The organism is Kordia sp., assembly GCF_050633145.1.
Classification (GTDB): domain Bacteria; phylum Bacteroidota; class Bacteroidia; order Flavobacteriales; family Flavobacteriaceae; genus Kordia.
This window is the reverse complement of sequence record NZ_JBOEFY010000004.1, coordinates 122,928-148,094: the sequence shown is the minus strand read 5'-3', so window position 1 is coordinate 148,094 and position 25,167 is coordinate 122,928. Positions and strand designations below refer to the sequence as shown.

General features: G+C 33.5%; 31 protein-coding genes. 11 read left to right on the top strand and 20 right to left on the bottom strand.

Annotation, left to right across the window (positions count from 1 at the left end):
* Nucleotides 1-155: 155 nt before the first annotated feature.
* Nucleotides 156-806 carry a response regulator gene (locus ACRBBL_RS02875; RefSeq protein WP_431367535.1) on the top strand — a complete coding sequence of 217 codons (651 nt, stop codon included), beginning with the start codon at nucleotides 156-158 and terminating at the stop codon, nucleotides 804-806.
* 239 nt (nucleotides 807-1,045) lie between these two features.
* Here ACRBBL_RS02875 and ACRBBL_RS02870 read toward each other — a convergent pair whose 3' ends face one another.
* The 3 genes from ACRBBL_RS02870 to ACRBBL_RS02860 form a co-directional block, all read right to left on the bottom strand.
* On the bottom strand, nucleotides 1,046-2,179 hold the full coding sequence (locus ACRBBL_RS02870) for a hypothetical protein (protein WP_431367534.1): 1,134 nt from the start codon (nucleotides 2,177-2,179) through the stop codon (nucleotides 1,046-1,048).
* Nucleotides 2,180-2,354: 175 nt separating this feature from the next.
* Complete coding sequence (locus ACRBBL_RS02865) at nucleotides 2,355-2,771, bottom strand: DUF6691 family protein (protein ID WP_431367533.1); 417 nt, start codon at nucleotides 2,769-2,771, stop codon at nucleotides 2,355-2,357.
* A gap of 3 nt (nucleotides 2,772-2,774) precedes the next feature.
* Nucleotides 2,775-3,332 (bottom strand): YeeE/YedE family protein, encoded by a 558-nt coding sequence (locus ACRBBL_RS02860; RefSeq protein ID WP_431367532.1) that lies wholly within the window; start codon nucleotides 3,330-3,332, stop codon nucleotides 2,775-2,777.
* 144 nt (nucleotides 3,333-3,476) lie between these two features.
* On the opposite strand from ACRBBL_RS02860, the gene ACRBBL_RS02855 reads away from it, so the two are divergent.
* From ACRBBL_RS02855 to ACRBBL_RS02845, 3 genes are read left to right on the top strand one after another with little or no spacing between them, the layout of a single operon-like run.
* Complete coding sequence (locus ACRBBL_RS02855) at nucleotides 3,477-4,868, top strand: MBL fold metallo-hydrolase (RefSeq protein ID WP_431367531.1); 1,392 nt, start codon at nucleotides 3,477-3,479, stop codon at nucleotides 4,866-4,868.
* Nucleotides 4,849-5,874: a CobW family GTP-binding protein gene (locus tag ACRBBL_RS02850; RefSeq protein WP_431367530.1), complete on the top strand. Its 1,026-nt coding sequence runs from the start codon at nucleotides 4,849-4,851 to the stop codon at nucleotides 5,872-5,874. Before ACRBBL_RS02855 ends, ACRBBL_RS02850 begins: the two co-directional genes overlap by 20 nt.
* A 36-nt stretch (nucleotides 5,875-5,910) precedes the next feature.
* Entirely contained in the window at nucleotides 5,911-6,507 is a 597-nt protein-coding gene (locus ACRBBL_RS02845) for a class I SAM-dependent methyltransferase (RefSeq protein ID WP_431367529.1), read from the top strand.
* Between the two features lie 2 nt (nucleotides 6,508-6,509).
* Here the strand turns inward: ACRBBL_RS02845 and ACRBBL_RS02840 are convergent, their stop codons facing one another.
* From ACRBBL_RS02840 to ACRBBL_RS02790, 11 genes are all read right to left on the bottom strand, one after another.
* Nucleotides 6,510-6,854 carry a rhodanese-like domain-containing protein gene (locus ACRBBL_RS02840; protein ID WP_431367528.1) on the bottom strand — a complete coding sequence of 115 codons (345 nt, stop codon included), beginning with the start codon at nucleotides 6,852-6,854 and terminating at the stop codon, nucleotides 6,510-6,512.
* Between the two features lie 180 nt (nucleotides 6,855-7,034).
* Nucleotides 7,035-8,441: an MBL fold metallo-hydrolase gene (locus ACRBBL_RS02835; RefSeq protein ID WP_431367527.1), complete on the bottom strand. Its 1,407-nt coding sequence runs from the start codon at nucleotides 8,439-8,441 to the stop codon at nucleotides 7,035-7,037.
* Nucleotides 8,442-8,528: 87 nt separating this feature from the next.
* A complete protein-coding gene (locus ACRBBL_RS02830) occupies nucleotides 8,529-9,326 on the bottom strand; it encodes a sulfite exporter TauE/SafE family protein (protein WP_431367526.1) in 798 nt (265 codons plus the stop codon).
* A 70-nt stretch (nucleotides 9,327-9,396) separates the two neighbouring features.
* Nucleotides 9,397-10,032, bottom strand: coding sequence for a Crp/Fnr family transcriptional regulator (locus ACRBBL_RS02825; RefSeq protein ID WP_431367525.1), 636 nt, complete (start codon nucleotides 10,030-10,032; stop codon nucleotides 9,397-9,399).
* A gap of 100 nt (nucleotides 10,033-10,132) precedes the next feature.
* Nucleotides 10,133-10,294: a Lacal_2735 family protein gene (locus ACRBBL_RS02820; RefSeq protein ID WP_431367524.1), complete on the bottom strand. Its 162-nt coding sequence runs from the start codon at nucleotides 10,292-10,294 to the stop codon at nucleotides 10,133-10,135.
* Between the two features lie 129 nt (nucleotides 10,295-10,423).
* Nucleotides 10,424-11,122 (bottom strand): DUF2490 domain-containing protein, encoded by a 699-nt coding sequence (locus ACRBBL_RS02815; protein WP_431367523.1) that lies wholly within the window; start codon nucleotides 11,120-11,122, stop codon nucleotides 10,424-10,426.
* Between the two features lies 1 nt (nucleotide 11,123).
* Entirely contained in the window at nucleotides 11,124-11,750 is a 627-nt protein-coding gene (locus ACRBBL_RS02810; RefSeq protein ID WP_431367522.1) for a carbonic anhydrase family protein, read from the bottom strand.
* 16 nt (nucleotides 11,751-11,766) lie between these two features.
* Nucleotides 11,767-12,591: a universal stress protein gene (locus tag ACRBBL_RS02805; protein ID WP_431367521.1), complete on the bottom strand. Its 825-nt coding sequence runs from the start codon at nucleotides 12,589-12,591 to the stop codon at nucleotides 11,767-11,769.
* 29 nt (nucleotides 12,592-12,620) lie between these two features.
* Complete coding sequence (locus ACRBBL_RS02800; RefSeq protein WP_431367520.1) at nucleotides 12,621-14,180, bottom strand: SulP family inorganic anion transporter; 1,560 nt, start codon at nucleotides 14,178-14,180, stop codon at nucleotides 12,621-12,623.
* A gap of 171 nt (nucleotides 14,181-14,351) precedes the next feature.
* Complete coding sequence (locus ACRBBL_RS02795; protein ID WP_431367519.1) at nucleotides 14,352-14,681, bottom strand: hypothetical protein; 330 nt, start codon at nucleotides 14,679-14,681, stop codon at nucleotides 14,352-14,354.
* A gap of 1 nt (nucleotide 14,682) precedes the next feature.
* Nucleotides 14,683-15,351: a TetR/AcrR family transcriptional regulator gene (locus ACRBBL_RS02790; RefSeq protein WP_431367518.1), complete on the bottom strand. Its 669-nt coding sequence runs from the start codon at nucleotides 15,349-15,351 to the stop codon at nucleotides 14,683-14,685.
* Between the two features lie 170 nt (nucleotides 15,352-15,521).
* Between ACRBBL_RS02790 and era the strand changes: the two genes are divergently transcribed.
* Nucleotides 15,522-16,445, top strand: coding sequence for a GTPase Era (gene era / locus ACRBBL_RS02785; protein ID WP_431367688.1), 924 nt, complete (start codon nucleotides 15,522-15,524; stop codon nucleotides 16,443-16,445).
* Between the two features lie 5 nt (nucleotides 16,446-16,450).
* Here era and ACRBBL_RS02780 read toward each other — a convergent pair whose 3' ends face one another.
* From ACRBBL_RS02780 to ACRBBL_RS02765, 4 genes are read right to left on the bottom strand one after another with little or no spacing between them, the layout of a single operon-like run.
* Nucleotides 16,451-17,035: a hypothetical protein gene (locus tag ACRBBL_RS02780; protein ID WP_431367517.1), complete on the bottom strand. Its 585-nt coding sequence runs from the start codon at nucleotides 17,033-17,035 to the stop codon at nucleotides 16,451-16,453.
* A 30-nt stretch (nucleotides 17,036-17,065) separates the two neighbouring features.
* The gene (locus ACRBBL_RS02775) at nucleotides 17,066-17,821 is read right to left on the bottom strand and encodes a hypothetical protein (RefSeq protein WP_431367516.1); all 756 of its coding nucleotides are present in this window, start codon (nucleotides 17,819-17,821) and stop codon (nucleotides 17,066-17,068) included.
* Between the two features lie 37 nt (nucleotides 17,822-17,858).
* Nucleotides 17,859-18,308 (bottom strand): hypothetical protein, encoded by a 450-nt coding sequence (locus tag ACRBBL_RS02770; protein ID WP_431367515.1) that lies wholly within the window; start codon nucleotides 18,306-18,308, stop codon nucleotides 17,859-17,861.
* Between the two features lie 49 nt (nucleotides 18,309-18,357).
* Entirely contained in the window at nucleotides 18,358-18,852 is a 495-nt protein-coding gene (locus ACRBBL_RS02765; RefSeq protein WP_431367514.1) for a GTP-binding protein, read from the bottom strand.
* 163 nt (nucleotides 18,853-19,015) lie between these two features.
* Between ACRBBL_RS02765 and ACRBBL_RS02760 the strand changes: the two genes are divergently transcribed.
* The 5 genes from ACRBBL_RS02760 (at nucleotide 19,016) to ACRBBL_RS02740 (ending at nucleotide 24,045) form a co-directional block, all read left to right on the top strand.
* Nucleotides 19,016-19,810, top strand: a complete 795-nt coding sequence (locus ACRBBL_RS02760) for a tetratricopeptide repeat protein (RefSeq protein ID WP_431367513.1) — start codon at nucleotides 19,016-19,018, stop codon at nucleotides 19,808-19,810.
* A 94-nt stretch (nucleotides 19,811-19,904) separates the two neighbouring features.
* Nucleotides 19,905-21,209, top strand: a complete 1,305-nt coding sequence (gene der / locus ACRBBL_RS02755; protein ID WP_431367512.1) for a ribosome biogenesis GTPase Der — start codon at nucleotides 19,905-19,907, stop codon at nucleotides 21,207-21,209.
* Nucleotide 21,210: 1 nt separating this feature from the next.
* Nucleotides 21,211-21,942 carry a hypothetical protein gene (locus ACRBBL_RS02750; RefSeq protein ID WP_431367511.1) on the top strand — a complete coding sequence of 244 codons (732 nt, stop codon included), beginning with the start codon at nucleotides 21,211-21,213 and terminating at the stop codon, nucleotides 21,940-21,942.
* Between the two features lie 104 nt (nucleotides 21,943-22,046).
* Nucleotides 22,047-23,594 (top strand): choice-of-anchor I family protein, encoded by a 1,548-nt coding sequence (locus ACRBBL_RS02745; protein ID WP_431367510.1) that lies wholly within the window; start codon nucleotides 22,047-22,049, stop codon nucleotides 23,592-23,594.
* A 187-nt stretch (nucleotides 23,595-23,781) separates the two neighbouring features.
* Nucleotides 23,782-24,045 carry a hypothetical protein gene (locus ACRBBL_RS02740; RefSeq protein ID WP_431367509.1) on the top strand — a complete coding sequence of 88 codons (264 nt, stop codon included), beginning with the start codon at nucleotides 23,782-23,784 and terminating at the stop codon, nucleotides 24,043-24,045.
* Nucleotides 24,046-24,112: 67 nt separating this feature from the next.
* Here ACRBBL_RS02740 and ACRBBL_RS02735 read toward each other — a convergent pair whose 3' ends face one another.
* Entirely contained in the window at nucleotides 24,113-24,322 is a 210-nt protein-coding gene (locus ACRBBL_RS02735; protein WP_431367508.1) for a hypothetical protein, read from the bottom strand.
* A 208-nt stretch (nucleotides 24,323-24,530) separates the two neighbouring features.
* On the opposite strand from ACRBBL_RS02735, the gene ACRBBL_RS02730 reads away from it, so the two are divergent.
* Nucleotides 24,531-24,815, top strand: a complete 285-nt coding sequence (locus tag ACRBBL_RS02730; protein WP_431367507.1) for a class I lanthipeptide — start codon at nucleotides 24,531-24,533, stop codon at nucleotides 24,813-24,815.
* A gap of 75 nt (nucleotides 24,816-24,890) precedes the next feature.
* On the opposite strand, the gene ACRBBL_RS02725 is transcribed toward ACRBBL_RS02730, so the two are convergent.
* Nucleotides 24,891-25,124, bottom strand: a complete 234-nt coding sequence (locus ACRBBL_RS02725) for a hypothetical protein (RefSeq protein ID WP_431367506.1) — start codon at nucleotides 25,122-25,124, stop codon at nucleotides 24,891-24,893.
* Nucleotides 25,125-25,167: the final 43 nt, after the last annotated feature.

Below are 25,167 nucleotides of genomic sequence, written 5' to 3'. Positions count from 1 at the left end.
AGTTTATAACAAACAACAAACAACAAACAACAAACAACAAACAACAAACAACAAAATTAAAATATTAAACTACATGTCAAATGAAGAAGTATTTTTAACTGACAACTCATAACAGATAACTAGAGCGAAGCGACAAAACTCAAAAACCAACAATCATGAAACTCAAAATAGCCATTGCAGAAGACAACCATTTTTTAGCCAAAGCGGTGATTGAAAAACTATCTTTCTTTGACGATTTTGTGTTTAAATTTAAAGCGGCAAATGGAGCTGAAATGATCGGAAAATTAGAAGCAAATCATAATGTAGATGTTATTCTGATGGACATTCAAATGCCCGAAATGGATGGAATAAAAGCGACGGAAATCATTAAAGAACGTCATCCGCAAATCAAAATTATCATGTTGACTGTTTTTGATGATGAAGAAAATATTTTTAGAGCCATTCAAGCTGGAGCTGATGGTTATTTACTCAAAGAAATCAATGCAGAAAATATTCATAAATCCATTTTAGAAGTTGTAAACGATGGTGCACCAATGTCTCCGAGTATTGCGTTGAAGGCATTAAACTTACTTCGAAATCCGCTTCAAATCACAGAAGAATCAGCGATTGAAAAGGTAAAACTCACCAAACGTGAAACCGATGTATTATTGCAATTAAGCAAAGGTTTAAACTATAATGAAATTGCAGAAAACCTATTTATTTCTTCGGGAACGATTCGCAAACACATTGAAAACATTTACAGAAAACTAAAAGTGCACAACAAAATGGAAGCTGTACAAAAGGCGAGATCACAGAAGTTAATATAGGTTCGTAGTGAGTGTTGAGGTTTTTTCAAAGCACGTTAGGCTGAACTTTTACGTTGAGCGAAGTTGAAGTGTAATTCAGCTTCATATAACAATAAAAAGAAAATAGTCATAAATTTGTGACAACATCTCGATAAATCTTTCTTCATTTCATTATGAAAAATCACTCGATGTGACGTTGGAATACTAAAAGACCTAAGACCCAAAACCAAAAACCTGCCATATCGAGCGGAGTCGAGATGCTACTCCACAGCAACTTTCTTAATATAGTTTGAAAAGTCTTGTTGGCTTACGCCTAATTTTTCTTTGATAAACCTAAAAAAGTCTTCATCAGTATCTACGGTTCGCAAACCATCAATCACGCCTTTCATTCCGTGTTTTTCAAATACTTTCTTGCAAACAAGTCCACCAATAACATAGCGAAACTCTGTATGATGTTCGCCATTTGGAATATAACCACGCAATTCAGAAAGTGAAATTTCAAAATCAGGATTTTCTAAAATATAAGCTTTTAATTTCTTTGTATGCCAGTCCAAATCATTGCCGCCACTTCCTCCTAAATAAGTAGCAAAACCTTCATTTAACCAAAAATGATTTGCATCAGGGAAAAGTTCATGCGTGTAAATATGTACCAATTCGTGTGCGTAATACGCTGAATTATTTCCGGCATATACAATTCGATTCTGAATATCGGCAACGCCGCCAGTTTGTCCTGGAATGTAAATTTTAGACATGTAATCATATCCTAACAAACGAACAATTTCTCTTGAATAACTACTCAAAAAATAGTCAAATGAAATAGGAGCAACCTTAAACATTTTTGCAATTTCTTCATTAAAGTCATTCATTCGAGTTGCATCTTTCTCATCAAATTGATGCATTGGATGAATATAATACGTGATTTTACCAAATTGCTTTTTTTGCCAAACATTTTTATGATACTGCGAACTATTTACGAGCAAGAATTTTCCGTCTACTTTTTTAGCATACACGGAAAGAATAGCTTCCAAAACAATGGTGTTATTTTCATCTAAATGAGCCAACGAGGTTTTTATTGCATAATGACCGTTTTCTACAGGAAATATACCTAATACAGTACATTGCACTTTTGGAGTTCTTGTGCGAACTGTTCTAAGATCAATCATCCACAAAAAATCATCAGGAATACGATACTGACTTGTATCCCAATATGGAGTTTCTGGATTTTTATATTCGCCAGATTTTAAATAGGCAGTCCAAAGTGCTATAATTTCTTTCTCATTAGGATCATTTGCGTTTTCTACATTTGCATCAATTTTTACTTCAAAAGTATTTTCATTTTGCGCAAAGCAAGCCATATTGAATATCAAAAAGAGAAAAAATAAAATTCGTTTCATTATCGGTTGTTTAGTTGCCCAAATTAAGAAATGAATATTTTATTGATATAATATTTATGATATGTTTAAGGTTTTTAACTCGTACTGACGCTCAGAGCACTAAAATACCAAGTGCAAAGCAATCTAACAGGCGAAGCCGATACTAACATTCTAAAAACGAAGTGCGTCTAACAATCTAATGAGGCAATTTATCTTTCAACAAACCATAGACAAAAGTTCCTAACAAGGCAGCAACAATTAGAACAATAACAGGCAAAAAACCTGCGCCAATTAAGGTGAACATTGGTCCTGGGCAAGCGCCAGCCAAAGCCCAACCCAATCCGAAGATGATTCCGCCAATGATATAGCGTGCAACTGTTTTCTGCTTTGGAGGAAATTGTATTGCTTCTCCATAAAATGATTTGACCTTGTAACGTTTGATTAATTGTTTTGTAATAAGACCAAACAATAAGGCAGTTCCAATAATTCCGTACATGTGAAACGATTCAAATTTGAACATTTCATAAATACGAAACCAAGAAGCTGCTTCCGACTTCAGCATGGTAATTCCGAATACAATTCCAATCAATAAATAAGCAAGTGTTCGTTTCATAGTTTAAAAAAGTAAAGGGAAAATAACATGAATCATAAGCAATCCGCCAATAAAAAAACCAATAACAGCAAGGAGTGAAGGCAATTGTAAATTACTCAAACCAGAAATAGCATGTCCAGAAGTACAACCACCAGCATAACGAGCGCCAAAACCAACAAAAAAACCGCCGATGATAAGAAGAGAAATACTTTTTATATCTGTAAAAGCATCTAACGAAAATAAGGTTTCAGGCAAATAGGCTTTTCCAGCACTTTCAAATCCCAAAGCTTGTAAATCGTTTACTGTATTTGGATTGATGGCAACAGAACTATCTACAGTTAAAAACTCGTGCGCAATGTATCCGCCAATCATTGTACCTAATACTACAATTAAATTCCAACGTTGTGCTTTGCAATCAAATCGAAAAAAATCTGCTTTATTTCCAGCACCACAAATACTACAAATTGTGCGGAGATTTCCAGACATTCCAAAATTCTTTCCAACCATGATTAGTAAAAACATGACCAAGGCAATCATAAAACCTGAAACATACCACGGCCAGGGTTCATATATCCACTCCATAACATATTATTTTTAACAAAAAAAAGGAAAACATAGCAGGATGGAAGTAACTTAGGTTACAGAGGTGAAAAAACGAGCATAAACAGGGGTTTTTACGCTAAAATACTTATAGCATTTCTAGTACATTTAAAAAAACAAACTAGCATGGCAATACCAGAGAGAAAACAAAAAGCAGAAGAAATAGCTTCTCAAATCAAGCTAAATGTATCAGAATCAACCAAACTTGGTGCAGGTTCAAAATCGAGTATGTGGTTTTATCCAGGAGAAGTACTAGAAGATGGTGAAATGCGCGTGACACTCATGGGAACTGGTTGGGGAAACGTTGTTGGTCCATCACAAAAGGGACCAAGTATTTTTGTAGAACTAGGAAACGAAAACAAAGATTCATTTGTGTTTGATGTTGGTCCAGGTTGCATTCTTAATTATAATGCAATGGGAATTCCAATGTCTCGAATGAACCATATTTTTATCTCACACTTACATATGGATCATTGTTCCGATTTGCCATTTATTTATGCTTTTGGACCAAATTTAGGAGACCGTTTTAAAGAATTACACATTTATGGACCTTCGGGACCAACTGTATATGGTGAAAACAAAAAAACGGGAACAACTCTTGGCATTAAAAACATGGTTGAAGGCATGAAGCAATTCACACAATGGCATACTACAAGTTTTGAAACAATGACATATGGAGCTAAACAAAGTTACAACCTTGACAATAATGTTCATGAATTTGATTACCGTGAATGTGGTGGAACGGTATACGGATCAGACAAACGAAAAGGAAAAGAAGATCATGTTGTGATCAAACATTTTCCAGCATTACATATCATTGATGGTGCAGTAAGTTACCGACTCGAATGGACACCCAAAGGACAAGATGAACCAATTGTATTGGTATATTCAGGAGACACATTGCCGAATGATTTTATGTTAGAATATGGAGCTGGAGCAGATTTATTAGTTCATGAAACAGCTCCATCCATAGAACTAGTAATGAATGGTGCAAATGCAACACCTGCAGAAGCTTTTGCAATTGTATGCAACTCGCATACACCAGCAAATAGTTTAGGGTCTATTATTCAAAAAACAAAACCAGGATTGGCAATTACAACACATTCACCAATGGATCCACGTTCTATAGAAACCTTAATTATGGGTGTGCACGAAGGATTTAATACTGCAAATGCCAAATCTGATGAAACAATAAAAGAAAAGCTAGCATACAAACTAAATTATCAAGTCGGCGCAGATTTAATGGTGTTTAATGTATCAAAGCCAGCTAAAGACGAACTTTCTATAACCAAACGAATGGCTGCTTCGGTAGATCGTCCTTGGCCAGTTCGTGAAAAAGTCAATACAAGTGAAAACATAATGAGTGATGAAGGAGTTAAACATTACCAAAACGGAATCTCTACTGAAGCACCATTTAAACTTAAAGGGAGAATTTTTGAAAAATTAAACGAAGCTCCACAATGTGCTATTTATAATAAATCACAAGAAAACGAAAGTGATGACGAAAACACATTTTAAAAAAGCAGTTCCAATAACAATTATCGCTGGTTTTTTGGGCGCAGGAAAAACATCATTACTCACACATATTCTTAATGCAGATCATGGAAAGCGTATGGCAGTTTTGGTGAATGATTTTGGAACACTAAACATCGATGCCGAATTAATTGTAAAGGTAGAAGGTGAAACTGTAAGCTTAACTAATGGATGTATTTGTTGTACAATTAGAGATGATTTAATGACAGAAGTTTTCAAACTTTTAAATCAAGAAGTTGTTCCAGAACATATCATGATTGAAACCAGTGGAGTTTCCGATCCGACGTTGGTAGCACACACATTTCAAATGCAAGCAATACAAGGAATTGTAGAAGTACAAAGTATCATTTCTGTAGTAGATGCCGATCAGACATTAGCATTACAAAACGAATTTTTGGAGTTGGCGATTCGGCAAATAAAAGTGGCTGATGTCATTGTTATAAATAAAGTTGATTTGGCTTCCGCCAGAAAGAAAACGGAGCTAACAGCATTCATTAAAGAAAAAGTGCCAAATGCCAGAATCATAGAAGCAATTATGGGGCGTGTTCCGTTACATTTAATCCTAAACGAAGCTAGGTTTAACCCAGATCAATTAGTAGAAACTACGCAAAGTCACAATCTCGCGTTTGAAACGTGGACATACACTAGTAAAGAAGCATTTACCTTTATGGCAATACGAAAAGCTTTAGAAAAATTACCTTCTAGCATTTATAGAGCTAAAGGTTTTATACAGTTAGAAAGTGCGCCCGAAGAACAAGGTGTTTTTCAAATGACAGGCGAACGTGCATGGTTGCGTATGGGAACACATTGGGAAAGTGAAAAAAGATCAACACGTTTGGTGTTTATTGGTAAAAAGGAAAGTCTCAATCCAACAGAAATAAACGAACACATAGATGAGTGCCAACAGACATATAGTCGTGAAGCGTTAAATACACGAACAACACCTGTAAAGATTGAAAACTTAAATGCGCTGAAAGTATTATTTGGCTAATCATTCGTTTTGTATCTTGCTCTTTATTTTACATGTATGAAACAACAAATTTTGAGAGAGATTTTAGGAAACGCAGATATTTATTTGATCGATCAAATATTAAAAGGTCGCTATAGAGAAGGCGATTTAATTTTGGATGCAGGTTGTGGAAGCGGAAGAAATTTGCACTATTTCCATCAAAATGGATATACCTTTTATGCAATTGACAATAACGCTGAACGCATAGAAAATCTTCAAAAAAAATATCCTGAACTTTCAACTAATTTTAAAATGGAAGCATTAGAAAACACAGCTTTTTCAGACGATATGTTTAATCATATTTTGTGCAATGCCGTTTTGCATTTTGCCAAAAGTACAGCACATTTTAAAAACATGTTTTCAGAATTGGTTCGTGTGCTAAAAAAAGGCGGAAGCTTGTTTATACGAATGACTTCGGATATTGGCATTGAAGGAAAACCAACACTTTTACAAGATGGTGTTTATTTTTTGCCAGATCAGTCTGAACGATTCCTCTTAACACGTCATTTGTTGAATGAAATGCTAGAGAAACATGAGCTTACGCTGTTGGAACATGTAAAAAGTACTAATGTAAACGATTTGCGAAGTATGACAACTTTAGTATTGATGAAATAAGCTTACTTCCAAGCTTTATATCCACCTTTTAAATCGTATATTTTTTTGAAACCAATTTGAATTAATTTTTTAGCTGTACGTTGACTTCTGTTTCCAGAACGACAGTACAAATAGATTGGTTGTGCTCGATCAAAACCTGCAAAGTTTTCTGTGAAATTTGAACGATCAAAAAAATCGATGTTTACAGCGTTTTCAATATGTCCTGCATTATATTCTAGTTTTGTTCGTACATCAACTAGTTGAATTTTTTTAGTAGAAATTGCTACTTTGAATGTGGTTACATCTAAGATTTCAATTTCGTTTGTAGATTTCGTTTGTCCACCAAATAAGGAGTTTATAAAAGACATGATATTCGAGTTTAGGGGATTATCTCATAGCAAAAATAGGTGTGTAATTTTTTTTGCACAGTAACTTCGGTTACATAGTATTCTTTTTGTGAAAATAAACTGCAGCTGAGTTGTTTTACCATACCAAACTCTAAACATTTTTCATTTCTCAACTGCAGTTGTATTCTAATTTTATACTAATTATAAACTCGTCGGACAGACAAATGCTGACACAGGAATTGTTGTTTCTTTAATGGCTTTAAATCCACCTTCTATATTGACGAGATTATGAATGCCTCTACTTTTTAAGATAGAAGCCGCAATAACACTTCGATAACCGCCAGCGCAATGCACATAAAATGTATTGTCTTGTGGAAATACCGCTAAATGCATATTGATATAATCCAACGGTGTATTTTTTGCTTCTAAAATATGTTCTGAAGCGAATTCACTTTCGCGTCGTACGTCAAAAATTGCAAGATCTTTACGGAATGTTTCCTGAAACGTTTCTGACGAAATTGAACTTATTGTATCATATTCTTTTGTTGCTTTTTTCCATGTGTCAAATCCGCCTTGCAAATACCCCAAAGTGTTGTCAAAACCAACTCTCGACAAACGTGTTACAGCTTCTTCTATTCGATTTTCGGGAGTTACCAACAAAATAGGTTGTTGAACATCGGCAATCAATGCGCCAACCCAAGGAGCAAAACTTCCATCCAAACCGATAAAGATAGAACGCGGAATGTGTCCTTTTACAAAATCATCTTGATGACGAACATCTAAAATAATTGCATTTGTTTCATTGGCTATTACTTCAAATTCTGTTGGTGATAATGCGGTTGTTCCACGTTTTAAGACTTCTGAAATGTCGTCATACCCTTCTTTGTTAAGCTTTACATTGTCTGGAAAATAACTAGGTGGCGGTAATAAGCCATCGGTAACTTCTTTGATGAATTCTTCACGTGTCATATCTTCGCGCAAAGCATAATTTACTTTTTTCTGATTGCCCAAGGTATCAATCGTTTCTTTCATCATGTTTTTTCCACAAGCAGAACCAGCGCCATGTGCAGGATATACAATTACATCATCTGCTAAAGGCATTATTTTTTTGCGCAAGCTGTCATATAAATGACTTGCTAAATCTTCTACCGTGATTTCACCAATTTTTTGTGCTAAATCGGGTCTTCCAACATCGCCCAAAAACAAAGTGTCGCCACTAAATAACGCATGATCTTTTCCATTTTTGTCACGCAAGAGATACGACGTACTTTCCATAGTATGACCTGGTGTATGCAATGCAATAATGCTAATGTCTCCTAACTGAAATTCTTGATTGTCTTCGGCAATAGTTGCTTTAAACGAAGGTGTTGCATTTAGGCCATAAATAATTGGTGCGCCTGTTTCTTTTGCAAGCGTTATATGTCCGCTGACAAAATCTGCATGAAAATGCGTTTCAAAAATATATTTAATTGTAGCGTTTTGTTGTTGTGCTTTGTCAAGATAGGGTTGTACTTCGCGTAATGGATCAATAATAGCAACTTCACCATTACTTTCTATGTAATATGCACCTTGAGCAAGGCAACCTGTGTATATTTGTTCAATATTCATAATACGTAATTTAATGTGATATAAAATTACGAAGAGATGAATTTGTACACAGTAACTTGTGTTACAGTACTGCGCTTTTTTGATTACTTATTGCTTCACAAAAAACTCCATATAGAAGATGAAGATTGCCATTACAAAGATGAAATATCCAAATCCTTTTTTGAGTTTTTTTCCATCGATGAAGTTTCCTAAGTAGCTTCCTATAAAGATTCCAACTAACGAAATAGATGTAAAAATAGCTAAGAACTGCCAGTCAATTTCCATTGTAGTGGCATCGCCCAAAAAGAAGCCTAATAAAGATTTAAAAGCAATGATGATTAAGGAAGTTCCAACAGCGACTTTCATTTCTACATTGGCTAATAATACCAACGCGGGAATAATTAAAAAACCACCACCAGCACCAATCATTCCTGTAACCGCACCGACGACTAAACCTTCTAATAAAATCAGTGGATAGTTATATGATACTTTTCCCGAACTTGTTTTTTCTTTACGTTCTTTCAGCATAGAAATTGCCGCAGGAAACATGAGCATTGCAAACAAACCAAACATTCCCATTCTGCGTGTAAACTCGAAATCTCCAACTGTAAATAAGGTATCTGGTAAAGAAGGAACTATATAATAGCGTATTAAAGTAACTCCAATAATTGATGGAATACCAAAAACAATTGCGGTACGCCAATCTACATAACCTTTTAAGTGTTGTTTGAGTCCGCCAACGAGTGCGCTTGTTCCTACAATAAAAAGTGAATATGCGGTTGCTACTTTTTCGTTAACAGTAAATAAATAGGCAAGTACAGGAACAGCTAATATTGAGCCGCCGCCGCCAATAAGACCAAGTGATATTCCAATAATCAAGGCACTAGCGTAGCCAAGTATTTCCATAATTATTCAAGTATTTATCAGTGCAAAATACAGTTTGGGCAATTGTTTTGCAGTAACAAAAGTTACATATTCAGGCTAAATTTATGATTTTAATATGATTTCTGTGCAATTCTATACGTCCCATTTGTTCTAATTTTTTTAAAAGCCGCGAAATTACTACTCTGGAACTGTGCAAGTCATAAGCAATTTCTTGATGAGTGTTGTGAATTGTATTTGTTTTGTTGATGCGAATTTTCTCTTTTAGATAGTTTAGTAAACGCTGGTCCATTTTTTCAAACGCAACACTGTCTAGTATATGTAATACTTCATTGAGTCGTGTGTGATAACTTTCAAAAACAAAATCGCGCCAAGTTTTATAGTTCGCTGTCCATTCTTCCATTTTTTGAATAGGCACCATAATAAGTTTGGTATCTTGTTCGGCAACGGCTTTGATTTCGCTTTTTGTTTGTCCTAAGCAACAATTCATCGTCATAGAACAAGTTTCTCCACTTTCTAAATAGTAGAGTAGTAGTTCGTCTCCTTCTTTGTCTTCGCGCATTACTTTGATAACTCCAGAAACCAACAAAGGCATTCCACGTACATAATCGCCAATTGCCATCATGGTAAAACCAGCGGGAACTTCTTTAAAAGTACCTACTTGTGCAATTTCGTTGAGTAAATTTTCTTCGAAAAGATGTCCGTAGTTGTCTTTGAGTTCTTGAATCATGAATTGCGTTTTGGACGTCAATGATTTTAGTTACTAAAAGTAATGAAACGATTTAGAATACAAAATTATTGTTTTTCATTTTCTTACTCAGTAACAATGGTTACAAAGCTTCAATTTTCTTCATGATTGCTTCTGCTTCCGCTGTTTTTTGATCGCTTAACTTTCTGTTAGATGTAGAAAGGTCAAAAGCTTCTTTGGTGAGTTTTGTATACTGATCGTATAGTTTTTCTTTTTCAGTTTTCTTTTTGAATAATCCGAACATATTTTTCTTTTTTATAGCACTCTAAATATACAACTTAAAACGCTTTATCGCTATTGTTTTAAAACTAGAAAAGCTAGAAAATCAGTGATTGACTTTCTAGCTTTTCCATATAACAAAAATAAAGAAACATTAATCTTGGATCTCTTTTTGTTTTTTACGTAAATCAGTATTAAATACAACACTAAATTGTAAATATCCTTTTCCAGTAGTGCGTACTCTTTGATACAACATTCCTGTTTGTAAATTCACATTTTTATTTAATTGATATCCAATTCCGCCATACAAACGGTTTCTATCAAATAATTCTTCTTGTCCATTCACAAATATCTCATTGTAAACTCCAAAGAAAAATGTCCCTGTTTCTATTTTTGGTTTATTTACAGGAATAAATAACATCAATCGGTAACGAAAACGTGTTTTAAAATCGTCTTCAACCCAACGTTGTTCTGCTCGGTATCTGTGTTCAAATTTTACACGACCTAAATAGTTATTCGTAATTAATTGTTGCCAAATACGGTGTTCTTCCGTTTCAGGACTATCGCGTTCGCTTTCATAAGCAAAACTTCCAATATATGCATATCCAGCAGTAGCAAACGCATTTTTTGCAAAGTGATAATTTAATCCAGTTCGTAACAACCATTGTTCTGTATTGTTTGGAAATACGGTATGATTACGAAATTGAACTTCCGAGTGAATACTTAATTTTTCACTAATTCGGTTCGATCCAAAATACATTAACCAGTTTCCTGTTTCGTCCTGACTCCAACTCATAAGTGGAATCATACACAATAGTAAAACAATGATTCTTTTTTGTATGATTAACTTCATTTTATAAGAAAGTTACTTTTCCGTTATTGATATCGTACATTCCACCAACAATTTTAATTTCTCCATTGCTTTCTTGTTCTGCTAGTACAGGACTTTGCTTGCGAATGTTTGCAATAGTCATTTCCACATTTTTTACAGCAACATTATTTACAAAGTCAATGTTTTTAGAGTTACGTAAACTTTCATCAGTTGGCTCAGTTACCGCTTCTACTGCAGGCTCAATCTTGTTGATTAAAGCAGTTAAGTTTCCAAGTCTTGCATGATCGCAAGCTCCTTTTACAGCTCCACATGCAGTATGTCCTAAAACAACAATCACTTTAGTACCTGCAAGTTTGCATGCAAATTCCATACTTCCTAAAATGTCTTCGTTAACAAAATTTCCAGCGATACGAACACTAAAAATATCTCCGATTCCTTGATCGAAAATCAACTCAGAAGAAACTCTTGAATCAATACAACTTAAAACTGTTGCAAATGGATATTGTCCTGTGCTTGTATCTGAAACTTGATCTAATAAGTCGCGAGAAACTTGTGTGTTTCCCATAAAGCGCTCATTACCATCTTTTAATGCTTGTATTGACGAATCTGGAGTCATTACTGCTTGTGTTTCTTTTGTATGTGCTTTCATAATGTATTAATTTGTGTTATTGTAGTTGAATTGATGATTTATTATTTATAATTAAAATCGGTGCATTGATTTTTTGAATTACTTCTTTTATGTTAGATTGTATATTGAACAAAGGTCCTGAACTTTTCTTTTCATGCGGATTTATGCATAAGAGTCCAATATTATTTTTAGCAACATATTTAGCGATGTTATTCATTGTATTGCTATCGTTCTCAAACTCGTATGTAATTACGTTTTCAGCATTTGCTTCTTGCACCATTTGTTCCTTTTCATTGCGAATGTGAAAACGTTTCATTGGGCTTTTATTATTCTTGCGCAAATCGTTAGTAATTACAGCGGGTAATTCGTCAACAGTTGTGTTAAGCATTCCTAGTGACATCCCTTCAGACGGTTGTAATGCTTTTTCCTTTCCAGAAATTAATACTGAGCCTTCAAAGGAATTTAAGATAAACTTTGTAAATCCATCACCAAGAAAGTTCGCTAATTTTTTTGTACGCTTTCCTAATACGATAATATCTGGGTTTACTGCTTCAATATATTCTGTAGCTTCGTCTTTTAAGTTTCCTAAAATACAATGTGTACGAATGGTAATATTTGACTTTTCAGCAATTTCTTTTGCGATTTCTTTTAACTGCGATTTTTTATTAACTCGTTCTTCATCAATAGAGCGCATAGTCGAAAATTGATTTTCATATTCTGCAATATCAGAAGATTTCATTACGTGAAAAACATCAATGCTTCCACCGATAGTCTTAGAAAGATTTACGGCGTTTTCTAGCGCTATATTACAAGCTTTAGAAAGGTCTGTTAATACTAATAATTTATATTTTGGTGTGCTCATTATTTTTGACTTTTAGTGGTTAATAGTGCTTAGGCCGTTTTTGGTCTAAGCTGGAAAAACTCGATAAAACTATCTGGGTTTTCAACAATACCGCGTTCAGAAATCAATTTAATATCAATATTTCTGTTGCGTGCTTTTTCTGAAAAATCGTCTAATATTTCAATAATATCGTTGTCCAAGAAACGTGTTTTACGAACATCTAATTCTAAAAATGTATCTCTTGGTAAGCTATCTAATTCTTTTAAGATGGTAGCTTTGTTAAAGAATGTTACTTCTTCGGCAAGTGTCATCTTAATTTTATGTTTTCCGTTACTTTTATCTTCAATATGTAAGAAGTGAGAGTTTTGGAAACTTCTATAAAGTATTACTACAATACCTACAGCAAGTCCAAGTCCGATTCCCCATAAAAGGTTAATAAATACAATTCCAATAATGGTTACAATAAATGGTACAAACTGCATCCATCCTGCATTCCACATATTTTTAAAAGTAGAAGGCTTTGCTAATTTATATCCTACAATAAGTAATACTGCAGCTAAAACAGAAAGTGGAATTTTATTTAGAATCGTTGGAATAAGAATTACCGAAATTAATAAAAAGAAACCGTGAATAATTGCTGACATTTTAGTGCGTCCACCAGATTGAATATTTGCAGAACTTCTTACAATAACTTGTGTAATTGGCAATCCACCAATTAATCCAGAAGCTACGTTACCAGCACCTTGTGCTATTAATTCTCTATTGGTAGGTGTTACACGTTTTAACGGATCTATTTTATCAGTTGCTTCTACACATAATAAGGTTTCTAAACTAGCAACCAATGCAATGGTAAATGCGGTAATTAAAACTTCAGGGTTTGTAATAGATGTCCAATTTGGAAATTTAAATTGACCAAAAAAGGAGTCCATACTCTCTGGTACAGGAACATCTACTAAATTTTTATTTGCAATGGCAAAGGTTTCTGAATCGCCAAGGAAAACATAAAATAAAATTCCGACAACCACAGCAACTAAAGGTCCTTGAACCAATTGAAATATTTTTCCTTTTTTCATTAAAAAAGTCCAAGCAATTAAGATGACTAATCCAATCACGGCGATAAGCGTATTTCCTAAACTAATTTCAGAGAATGTAGTAGCGATAGCAGTAAATGTACCTTCATCTTTTGGAGGAATGTATCCAAAAAAGTAAGGTATTTGTTTTAAAATGATAATGACACCAATACCTGTAAGCATTCCTTTAATTACTGAAGAAGGGAAAAAGTATCCAATAATTCCAGCTTTTAGAACGCCCAATAGTATTTGAATGATTCCAGCCAATACGACTGCAACTAAAAAATTTTCAAAACCTAATGATCCAATAGCTGTAAGTACAATAACGGCCAAACCTGCTGCAGGACCACTCACTCCAATTTGTGAGCCGCTCATTACTCCGACAACAATTCCACCAATAATACCTGAAATTAAACCAGCAAAAGGATCTGCTCCACTGGCTACGGCAATTCCTAAACATAGAGGAAGTGCAACAAAGAAAACGACAATACTGGCGGGGAAATCCGCTTTTAAATTTTTAAATGGGTTTGAACTATTCATGATAGTAATAAATATTTGTAGAACCGAAAAAGCGTTATATATACAACGCTACTTTCAATCCGTAGTTAGCTTAAATTTTTTTTGACATGAGTAATTGAACTGCTCTTCAATAAATTAATTTCTGAGAATTAAAGAACATTCAATAATGTGCACTATGTGCGCAGAAGTGTTTTATACCATTTCTGGTGGAGGAATCAATATTTCTATGCTGTGTAAAAGATTTGATTTTTGTACATAAAAGTGAGAATTGCACAAAGATAAATCTATGTTTGTAAGCACAAAATGAGTGGAATCTGTTGTTACTTTTTGATTTTTTTTAGAGGAGTCTTCGTTTTCTTCTTCGGTATCATCTTCAAAATCATAATCAGCCAATTCGTAGGCTTTTGAATTAGAAAGTATCGAATATGTTTGTATGATAGGTTGTGATAAGAATGCACAAAGCACAAGCAAAAAAGGAAGTTGCTTTAATAAGTTTAATATGTGCTGATATTTATTTGGCATGTTAATTAATTACTTTAAAAACTAAGTCATGATAAAATCTGACAATAGTATCTTTTCCTTCTTGAACGTTTGTTAACGATGGTAAATGTTTTGAAAAATAACGTTGTTGATGTGCGCCTTCAATAACTGTTGAAATCAACATTTGCGGACAATCAAAATCAGCATTTATCTCTTTTACCATATTGCTAACGCGTTGTACTACACGTTTGTAAACTTTATAATATCCTTTTTCGTTTTCGGTGTCAATATCTTTTGTATGATACGCTTTTGATGATTCTGCAATAATAATTCTATTCAAAATTACTTCATTGATGTATGAAAACGAATTGTCAACATCTACTTTGCGTGTCAAAATTTCTATAGCTGCGGCTAATTTCTCTTCTTTCGATTGAATATTTGCTGTTGCAAACACTAACTTATACTCAATCCAACTCCAATACCAACAAATCAAATACACCAAAAGCATGTGTTTGCTTTCAAAATATCGATAAATTGAACTTTCATTTGAGCCGATGGATTGTCCCAATTTTTTAAATGTGAACGATTCAAAACCTAATTCATCAATCATTTCAATACTGCGCGATACGATCTTCTTCCCCAATTCTGAAGATTCGGGATTTTTCGTATACAGTTCTTCACTGATAACAATATGTATTTGTAAACGATCCATACTAATATTTACAAATATAATAGTATTACTATCAAAAAATAAGAGTTTAACTATATTTTTAGAAAAAAATAAAGAAAATTTATAAAGAGAATTAAAAAAAGAAGTTGAATTGTTTGAAAATCACGTCAATGAAAAAGAAGTAAAGCAGTTGTTTCTTGGTAAATATATGTATTTTTGCACACTTAAAATATACTAGTAAATCAACATTATATATGTCACACAAAGCAGGGTTTGTTAATATTATCGGAAATCCAAACGTAGGAAAATCAACTTTGATGAATGCGTTTGTTGGAGAAAAACTTTCTATTATAACCTCGAAAGCACAAACTACGCGTCACAGAATTTTAGGAATTGTAAATGGCGAAGATTTTCAGGTGATTTTATCAGATACACCAGGAATTATAAAACCTGCGTATGAATTGCAATCGTCCATGATGGATTTTGTAAAGTCAGCTTTTGAAGATGCTGATGTGTTGATATACATGGTAGAAATTGGTGAGAAGAGTCTAAAAGATGAAGCTTTTTTCAAAAAAATCATCAATAGTAAAATTCCTGTATTGTTATTATTGAATAAGATTGATAAATCGTCGCAAGAACAATTAGAAGAGCAAATGGAATTGTGGCGAGAAAAAGTACCAACAGCAGAAATTTATCCAGTATCTGCGTTAGAAAACTTCAATGTAACACAAGTATTTTCAAGAATTATTGAATTGCTTCCAATGTCGCCAGCATTCTATCCAAAAGATCAGTTGACAGATAAACCAGAACGTTTCTTTGTCAATGAAACCATTCGCGAAAAAATCTTAGTCAACTACAAAAAGGAAATTCCGTATGCAGTTGAGGTGGAAACAGAAGAGTTTTTTGAAGAAGAAAACATCATTCGTATTCGTTCTGTAATTATGGTAGAGCGCGAAACCCAAAAAGGAATCATTATTGGTCACAAAGGAAACGCATTAAAAACAGTTGGAATTCAAGCACGAAAAGACTTAGAGAAGTTCTTTGGGAAGCAAATTCATATTGAATTGTATGTGAAAGTCAACAAAAACTGGCGTAGCAATGCAAAGCAATTGAAGCGTTTTGGGTATAATAAGTAGGTTTGTTAGTTTTTTGTTGCTTTTGAAATAGCTTCTTCAATATTTCTCAATGGACTAAATTTTGAGTTCATCCAAATTTCTGAATCATACTTGTTGTCAAGTAACCAATTTCTCATAGTGCTCAGTTTTTTCAAGCTATTTGTGTCACTTTTGTTGATTAAGAATGAAAAATAAGAAATACTATTTCGAATATCAATATCTGTACAATTTATAAATAAACTTAAGTAGAAATGAGCGGCATTCTGTACTTGACTTTCATCAAGAAATACACTAAAAGCTCCATCAAATCCAAAGCCAATTGCTTCTATTATTATATGCAAGTAGTCGAATTGCCAATAATTTATATCAGAAATTAAATCATTCCAATCTGTATCTTTAAAATTGTTTACGATGGTTTGTATATCGTGATTTCCACCACCTAAATCCCAAAAATCTCCATCGTGTAATGTAATGTCATTCTTGAATATAATATATCCGTAGAGGTAATTAACTTTTGTGTTTTCAGTTTTTGATGTCGAGAACTCAGCTATTTTTTTTGAGTTATTAATTAAATACTCGTTGTATTCTTGTATATCAGAACTTCTGCGCATATTCTTTATGGTAAATTAAACAAGATTATTCTACAAAATACCATCATATTCAATTAAGTGAATAGTTTGATTTATAGTTTCTAGGTGAAAACCTAAATTATTATTGCTATAGTCTATAATGGCAATATGCCCGAAAATAGTTCCTTTTTTTACTTCAATATCTATATCAAAAATTTCTAAGCCATCAAACCAATGTTGATCGGCTTTATCTATTTTATATTCAATGTTTTTTTGATTATAAAAATTGATTAGTTCTTTTTTACAATTTCCTAACCACAAAAAATATTCGCTAACACTATCAAGGTCTATTTGATCTGCAGAGATAAAAATAGCAGTAGTTGAGATGTATTTGTTGAATACAACAAGTTTCTTAAGTTCATCTTTAAATGACATTCGATACTTTTTGTCTTCATTTATAATGAAAAAATCGTCTTCGGTAAGTTTATTGATTTCTTTTAAAATACGTGCTTGCCGTAAATCTCGATAATGAAAACGTGTATGTAATCTTTTGTTTTTCTCTAATTCTCGTAATTTTTTTTGATGTTTCTTAGCTTCTTTTGATGAAAAAGATTGTGTTTTTAATAGTGAAAAAAGATCGTATGCTTGTATATAAAAACCTAAAAGGCAGTATGCTTCAACAAGCAAAGTGGTTTCTTGATAATTACGTTCTTTATGTTCTAACAGATAGGCAAAGTCAAAAATAGCTTCCACATTTTTTTGAGATGCGTTAGATTCTTTGAATGCCGAAACAAGTGTGTTGAAGTGTAATCGTTTTTGTTGACTCACAATTTTAATTTATGCAAACAAATATACGAAGCTCAACTTAGTTGATTTCCAGTATCGTAACCTTACGTGTCAATTTTGTTCTAGTTTGAATTAATTGTTCTGAGTTTATAGTTACGTTCTTTGCAGTTTGAACGTTTAATTTACTCTTTATTATTTTTTCTTCAAGAGATTCAAAAGATGCATAACCTCCAATTATGGCAGCTTCGTTGGGTTTAACAGTAAGTGTTACAGTATTTGAAGTGGCATCGTAGACAGCATTGTTAGGCAATTTTACAGGTCTTTTTTCAGGATTATTTTTATATAAATACTTTATTTTTTTATTGAAAGAATATGTACTTGGCTTCTTGGAGAATTCAGTTTCATTGACCTCATACGTAACTACGATATCGTGATCTGAACTATTTCCAACAGCCAATAAAATCCCCCAAGAACAAGAGGAAAGACAAAGTGTAGTTATAAATAGGAGTGTTAGTTTGAGTGGTTTCATACTATACAATACGTTTTTTACTAAAAATTAGTATATAGAAAAGAAATGTTTATGTGTAAATGGTTTTATTCAAAAAATCATTCAACTGTATCATTTCTGGCTTTCCAGTCGATTTCCCCCAGCGACCACCAAAATACAACGAAAACCACACCAACACCATGAAAAATGACAATGCAACTTGAATGGCATACGAGTTTCCTAAAGTAGCATTGGAATATGCCCAAACCCCAAATCCTATAAATAAGCACGCTACTATAAAGTGCAAGAACATAAAAAATGTCCAAACTGTCGGACTTGGTCCAAAGAGTCCATGTAACAAGCAGTTGTGTTCATCTATTTCGTCAATCTCAACATGCAATTGTGGCGACCAGAAATGCTGTTTTTGCTTCGGGATTTTTATAAAAACATGCTGGTCAATTCGAGATACGATAAAATCTTTCTGTGTTTTTTTAGTTGCTTCCAAACGATTCAATATCGTTTCAGACGCTTCAGGAATCTCAACTTTAAAGCGCGGTCGTAATACAATTTCTTCTCCTAAACTCATGATAGGTAATTTTTAGGATTCCAAAATAAATCATTCCATCAAAATAAAATCTGATAAATATCATACTGTTAAAATAGTTCTATTTCTTTTTCTAATTAGCAAGAAGTTTTGTAACATTTAACATAACTATTGTACGTATCTATTGCATTAAAACAAATTTAACATGAAAAAAATCACATTAATATTCTTGATTCTAACCACAATAGGTTGTAAGAATAACACGCTTTCAGAAGCAGATAAACTAAAAGTAACAGAATTAAATAATAAAGCAATTGAACTTAGGATAAAGGGGGAAATAGATAAAGCCGAAGAGTTATACATAAAAGCTTTAGAAATTGATAATACAGACTTAAATATTCATTATGCTTTAGTTGGTATCTATATGCAAAAGAAAGAGATTGATAAAGCATTTGATTTATTAAATAACTTGCCAGAAGATGAAAAAAAGGAACCTTATTATTATCAAGCAAAAGGCAATGTTTATGAATTTGATGGAGATTTAAAAAAAGCAAAAGAAAATTATATCAAAGCTTATGAACTGAGTGAAGTAATTGATGTAATTGCTGAAGAAGATTTAGGCTTGCTAGTTGGTTATGCAACTTTAGAAACTTTTGCAGGATACAAAGAAAAAGCAGTTGACAGAATGAACAAAGCGCTAAAGCTTGATTGGCTAACTAAAAGTAATAAACAGTTTCTAGAAAGTTTCAGAAATGAATTTGAATTCTACCAAGGAAAGGGAGCAAAAGAATTTAGTGATAAAGATGAAATGACAATTTGCTCAAAAAACATTGATAGTTTAACTAATATACTCAAAACATATCATATAAATGTTGCAGGAAGTAGTTATACTTCAGAAGAAATAGCAGGAAAAACAAAGAAAGTCGGAAAAATAAGAGTGCATAAAAAATTCTCAAGCGGGATTGAAAAACTAGGAATAAAAGAATGTGACTCCAAATAACTATATTAAAATAACAACTTCATAAAAGACTTACTCAAATTTACTTTTTACTCATCAATAGAAAACGTACCTTTGCAGGCACAAAAAGAACGAAATGAGTAATATAGTAGCCATCGTAGGACGTCCAAATGTTGGAAAATCGACTTTATTTAATCGTATGATTAAACGTAGAGAAGCGATTGTTGATGCAGTAAGTGGAGTTACCAGAGATAGACATTACGGGAAATCGGATTGGAATGGAAAAGAATTTTCATTAATCGATACAGGTGGATATGTTGTAGGAAGTGATGATATCTTTGAAAAAGAGATTGATAAGCAAGTAGAATTGGCAATTGATGAAGCAGATGCAATTCTTTTTGTTGTAGATGTGGAATCTGGTTTAACAGGAATGGACGAAGAAGTAGCAAACTTACTTCGTCGTGTAGATAAGCCTGTATTATTAGTAGTAAACAAAGTAGACGCTGCTAACCGTTTGCACGATGCAACGGAGTTTTACTCGTTAGGTTTAGGTGAATATTATCCAATAGCTAGTATCAACGGAAGTGGAACTGGTGAAATGCTTGATGCTTTAATTGAAGCGTTGCCAGAAGTGGTAGAAGTAGAAGAAGAAAACTTACCGCGTTTTGCAGTTGTTGGAAGACCAAATGCTGGAAAATCATCTTTAATAAATGCGCTAATTGGTGAAGATCGATACATTGTAACTGATATTGCAGGAACAACACGTGATTCTATCGATACAAAATACAATCGTTTCGGATTTGAATTCAACTTGGTTGATACTGCCGGAATTCGTAGAAAAGCCAAAGTAAAAGAAGACCTAGAATTTTACTCAGTAATGCGTTCTATTCGTGCTATTGAACACAGTGATGTTTGTTTGTTAGTTGTTGATGCTACAAGAGGATTTGACTCGCAAGTACAAAATATTTTTTGGTTGGCTGAAAAGAATCACAAAGGAATCGTGATTTTGGTGAATAAGTGGGATTTGGTAGAAAAAGATACTTCTACAGTAAAAGAATTTGAAAAACACATTCGCCAACAAATTGAACCATTTACAGATGTGCCAATCGTATTTATTTCGGTATTGACAAAGCAACGTATTTTTAAAGCGATTGAAACTGCGGTTCAAGTATACAAAAACCGTTCAAACAGAGTGCCAACAAGCAAATTGAATGATACTATGTTATCAATCATTGAACGTACGCCACCGCCAGCACACAAAGGAAAATATGTAAAAATAAAGTTCTGTACGCAGTTGCCAACAGCATATCCGCAATTTGCATTCTTTGCAAACTTACCGCAATATGTGCGCGATCCGTACAAGCGATTTATAGAAAACCAACTTCGTCAACAGTTTGACTTTAACGGAGTTCCTGTGCAAGTCTATTTTAGAAAAAAATAACATGTCACCCAAAGGAATCCTCATCACGTTTGCAGTTGTCAGTCTTTTGTTGATTGGAATTATGTTTTTAGCTGTTGATGGGAGAAATAATTCGGTTTTAGAAAAAGATCCAGTTACAAAAACTTCAAACAGAAGCAAAGCAAACGAAGTGACAAAACGTGAAGATTCACTCAAACTGATTACACAAAAAGACGATCCTAAACTAGAAGATTTCATCATAAGGAAAACGATCAATCCAAACGAAGTACTTAAAACAGAAGCGCAAATAGATTCACTAAAATCGATTGTAAAGTCACAAAAATCAACTGATAAAAAAGTGAATTTGGAAGCGTTCAATAGCATTTCCGAAGAAATTATCACGCATATAAAAGAGCTGCAAGAAACGTTATTTCCTGGCGGACTTGCTGCTCACGACCTTGGAGAATCTCCTAGAATAACAGAAAACAATGCTGTTTTCTTCAAAAAAAATGATGAATACACAAAACAAGCAACACGGTTTATAGCAAAGCTTGATGCTTTTGAAAATGCTATTCGAAGCTTGCAAAAAAACTATCCGAGTCTTAAAACTATAAAACCGGAAGTCCGTGAAGAATATACAGGCGGACATGATTGGCTAGAGTATAATTACAAAGACTTTCCTGCCATAGCTTCACACACAAAATTAATACAGTTAAAAGAAGCAATTAGAAGGAAACAAAAAGATATCATTACCACTTTGTTAACGAACGAGTAATTCTTTACAATAAGTTTTCACAAACAACACACATCAATCACTTTTCACTAACATTCAAATAAAATACGAAGTTCATTTTTGTTGAAATAAATACAATCAACACAATGCAAACTTTAAAAAAATCACTTTTAGTTACAGTCGCAATTATTGGATTGAATAGCTGTAATACTAATGATGATAATCAAACGAATACGGCACAAATAGATACTTCGGTAAATTTTCAATTTAAAAATACCATTAATGTCGGTGGAGAAGGATCAGCAGAAATCTCTGCATTCGACCCTACAACAAATAAACTATTTACGGTAAATACTGAATCAGATCAAATTTCTATCTATGATATTTCTGATGTAAATGCGCCAGTTACAGAAACACCAATCAGTGTTAGTGGTTTTGGAACGCCAAACAGTGTTGCAGTATACAATGGAAAAGTAGCAATTGCAGTAGAAGCTTCCAACAAACAAGCCGCTGGAAAAATATATGTGTACAATACTTCTGATAGCTCGCTGGCAAATGAATATACAGTTGGATCGTTACCAGATATGGTCACTTTTACAAAAGATGGAAACTATATTTTAGTAGCCAATGAAGGCGAACCAAATGATGATTATACAGTTGATCCAGATGGTACAATAAGCATCATTGAAGTAGCCAATAATACGGTAACTACCTTAGATTTTTCTGCTTTCAATGCACAAGAAGCAGCATTGGAAAATCAAGGGTTTAGAGTATTTGGACCCAATGCAAACTTAGCTGCTGATGTTGAGCCAGAATACATTACAGTTTCACAAGACTCACAATATGCATGGGTTTCGTTGCAAGAAAATAACGGAATTGCGAAAGTAAACATACAAACGAAAACCATTGAAGCTATTTATCCTTTAGGTTTCAAAGATTACAGCGTATCAGGAAATGCTATTGATGCAAGTGATAAAGATGATACCAACGAATTGAAAACTTGGCCTGTGTACGGAATGTATCAACCAGATGCGATTACGTCTGTAAATATTAATGGAACAGACTATGTAATTTCAGCAAACGAAGGAGATTCTAGAGAATACGAAGGAGCGCCAGGATATGTAGGTGAAGACCGTGTAAAAGATATCACCTTAGACGAAACGGCTTTTCCAACTTCTGAAAACTATCAAGCCAATGAAAAAATAGGTCGTTTAAAAATTGCTTTAGATTTAGGAGATACTGATGGTGATGGCGATTATGATAAATTATACAACTATGGAGCGCGCTCGTTCAGTGTTTGGTCTGCTGATGGAGCATTATTATACGATAGTGGAAATGAAATTTCAACACGTGTTTTAGCAGAAACTCCAAATCGTTTTAATTGGGATTGGGAAGACAATGAAACAGACAAAAGAAGCGACGATAAAGGTGCTGAACCTGAATCTGTAGAAGTATTAAACATTGCAAATCAACGTTACATTTTATTTGTTGGATTGGAAAGAAACAGTCAAGTAATGGTGTATGATATTACAAATCCGACAGCGCCACAATTTTTACAATTCTTACAAAGAGATACTGACTACGCACCAGAAGGAATTTTGGCAATCAACGCTGAAAATAGTCCAACAGGAAAAGCATTACTCATTATTTCGTATGAAGACAGCGGGACTGTTTCTATTTATGAAAATGAATAAATAACTACAGTAAATAACCAATATCCAAATATTAATAACAGAGGTGTGCCCATTTATAAATGGGCGCACCCTTTTCTTTTATAGCCTATGCTGAATGGCTACTTTCGTTTCGAATCATATGCATTCAACCGCAGAAACTTTGACTGCAACAAACAATTCAAAGTGTATACAATTTAAAATTAATACCATGAAGAAAAAGAATCTTAACGCAAAACTGTCATTCACAAAAAGTACGGTGTCAAACTTTAAAGCATCCACTATAAAAGGAGGAACTGGAGACACAAGAGAAGTTACTTGTGATACATCATTAGTATTTGTTTGTTTAAGTGACAATTGCCCAACCTTGGGTTGTACAGTAGGATGCCCTCCTGGTCCAACAAATGTTAGTTGTGCAGAATCATGCTTTAATGCAATGTGCGATCCGCAAAGTAATCAGGTTGCGGTTTGTTAGAAGAATAATGAGTTGATTATAATTCCATTGTTGTCTTTTTTCTTGATAACAATGGAATTTGTATTTGTTAGTATGGATGTGTAAGTGGATCTACCATACATTTCTTAGGATCTATGCTTTTGGTACAATTTGGATGTTGAGTTTCGGGACATCCTATATACGTTTTGCTTGTGTTGGTTTCATCATCAAGTGAATTTCCACCTCTAGTTCCGCCAAACAATTTTTGAGCATTTAGGCTAGAAATTAAAACCTTCTTCAATACAAGTTTCTTATTCATGATATAGAGTTTTAAAAATGGACTCTCAAATGTAATGGTAAAACTTTCAATAAGTTAAAAGTACTAGTGCCCATTTATAAATGGGCATATCTATTTCTTTTATCGTTTGTGTTGAATAGTTACTTTGGTTTATAGTTATATGCATTTAACAGCAGAAACTTTGACTGTATGAACTAATTCAAAGTAATAGATTATAAAATGTAAAGCCATGAAGAAAAAGAATCTTAACGCAAAACTATCATTCACAAAAAGTACGGTGTCAAATTTTAACGCATCCACAATAAAAGGAGGAACAGCATTTACTGCACAAGTTGATTGCGATACTTCACAAATATTTGTGTGTTTAAGTGTTGCAAATTGTCCAACAGCAGGATGCACAGTAAATTGTACAGTAACATGTCCTACCAACAATAACTGTCCAACAGATGTCAGTTGTCAGCCATCATGTTTTAATGCAATGTGTAATATAACAAACCAACAAGGACCTTGTTAAAAGAAGAATAAAATAATAATTCCATTGTTGTCTTTCTTTTGATAACAATGGAATTATTTCTCAGCATAAAATAGATTACGGATGTGTAGGCGGATCTACCATGCATTGATTTGGAATGATGCTACAACCATCATAACAATCTGTATATACGCAAGTAGGTTGATGTTGTGTTGCAGGAGCATTACAATATTCGGAAGGAGGTTTGTTCGTTTCGTCATCCAAAGAATTTCCTCCGCCAGTTCCACCAACTAATCTGAAAATATTCAAATTAGAAATAGAGCGTTTTTTTAATACTAGTTTTCTTTTCATAATACTAAGGTTTTAAAAATGTGATCTCAAATGTAATTGTAAA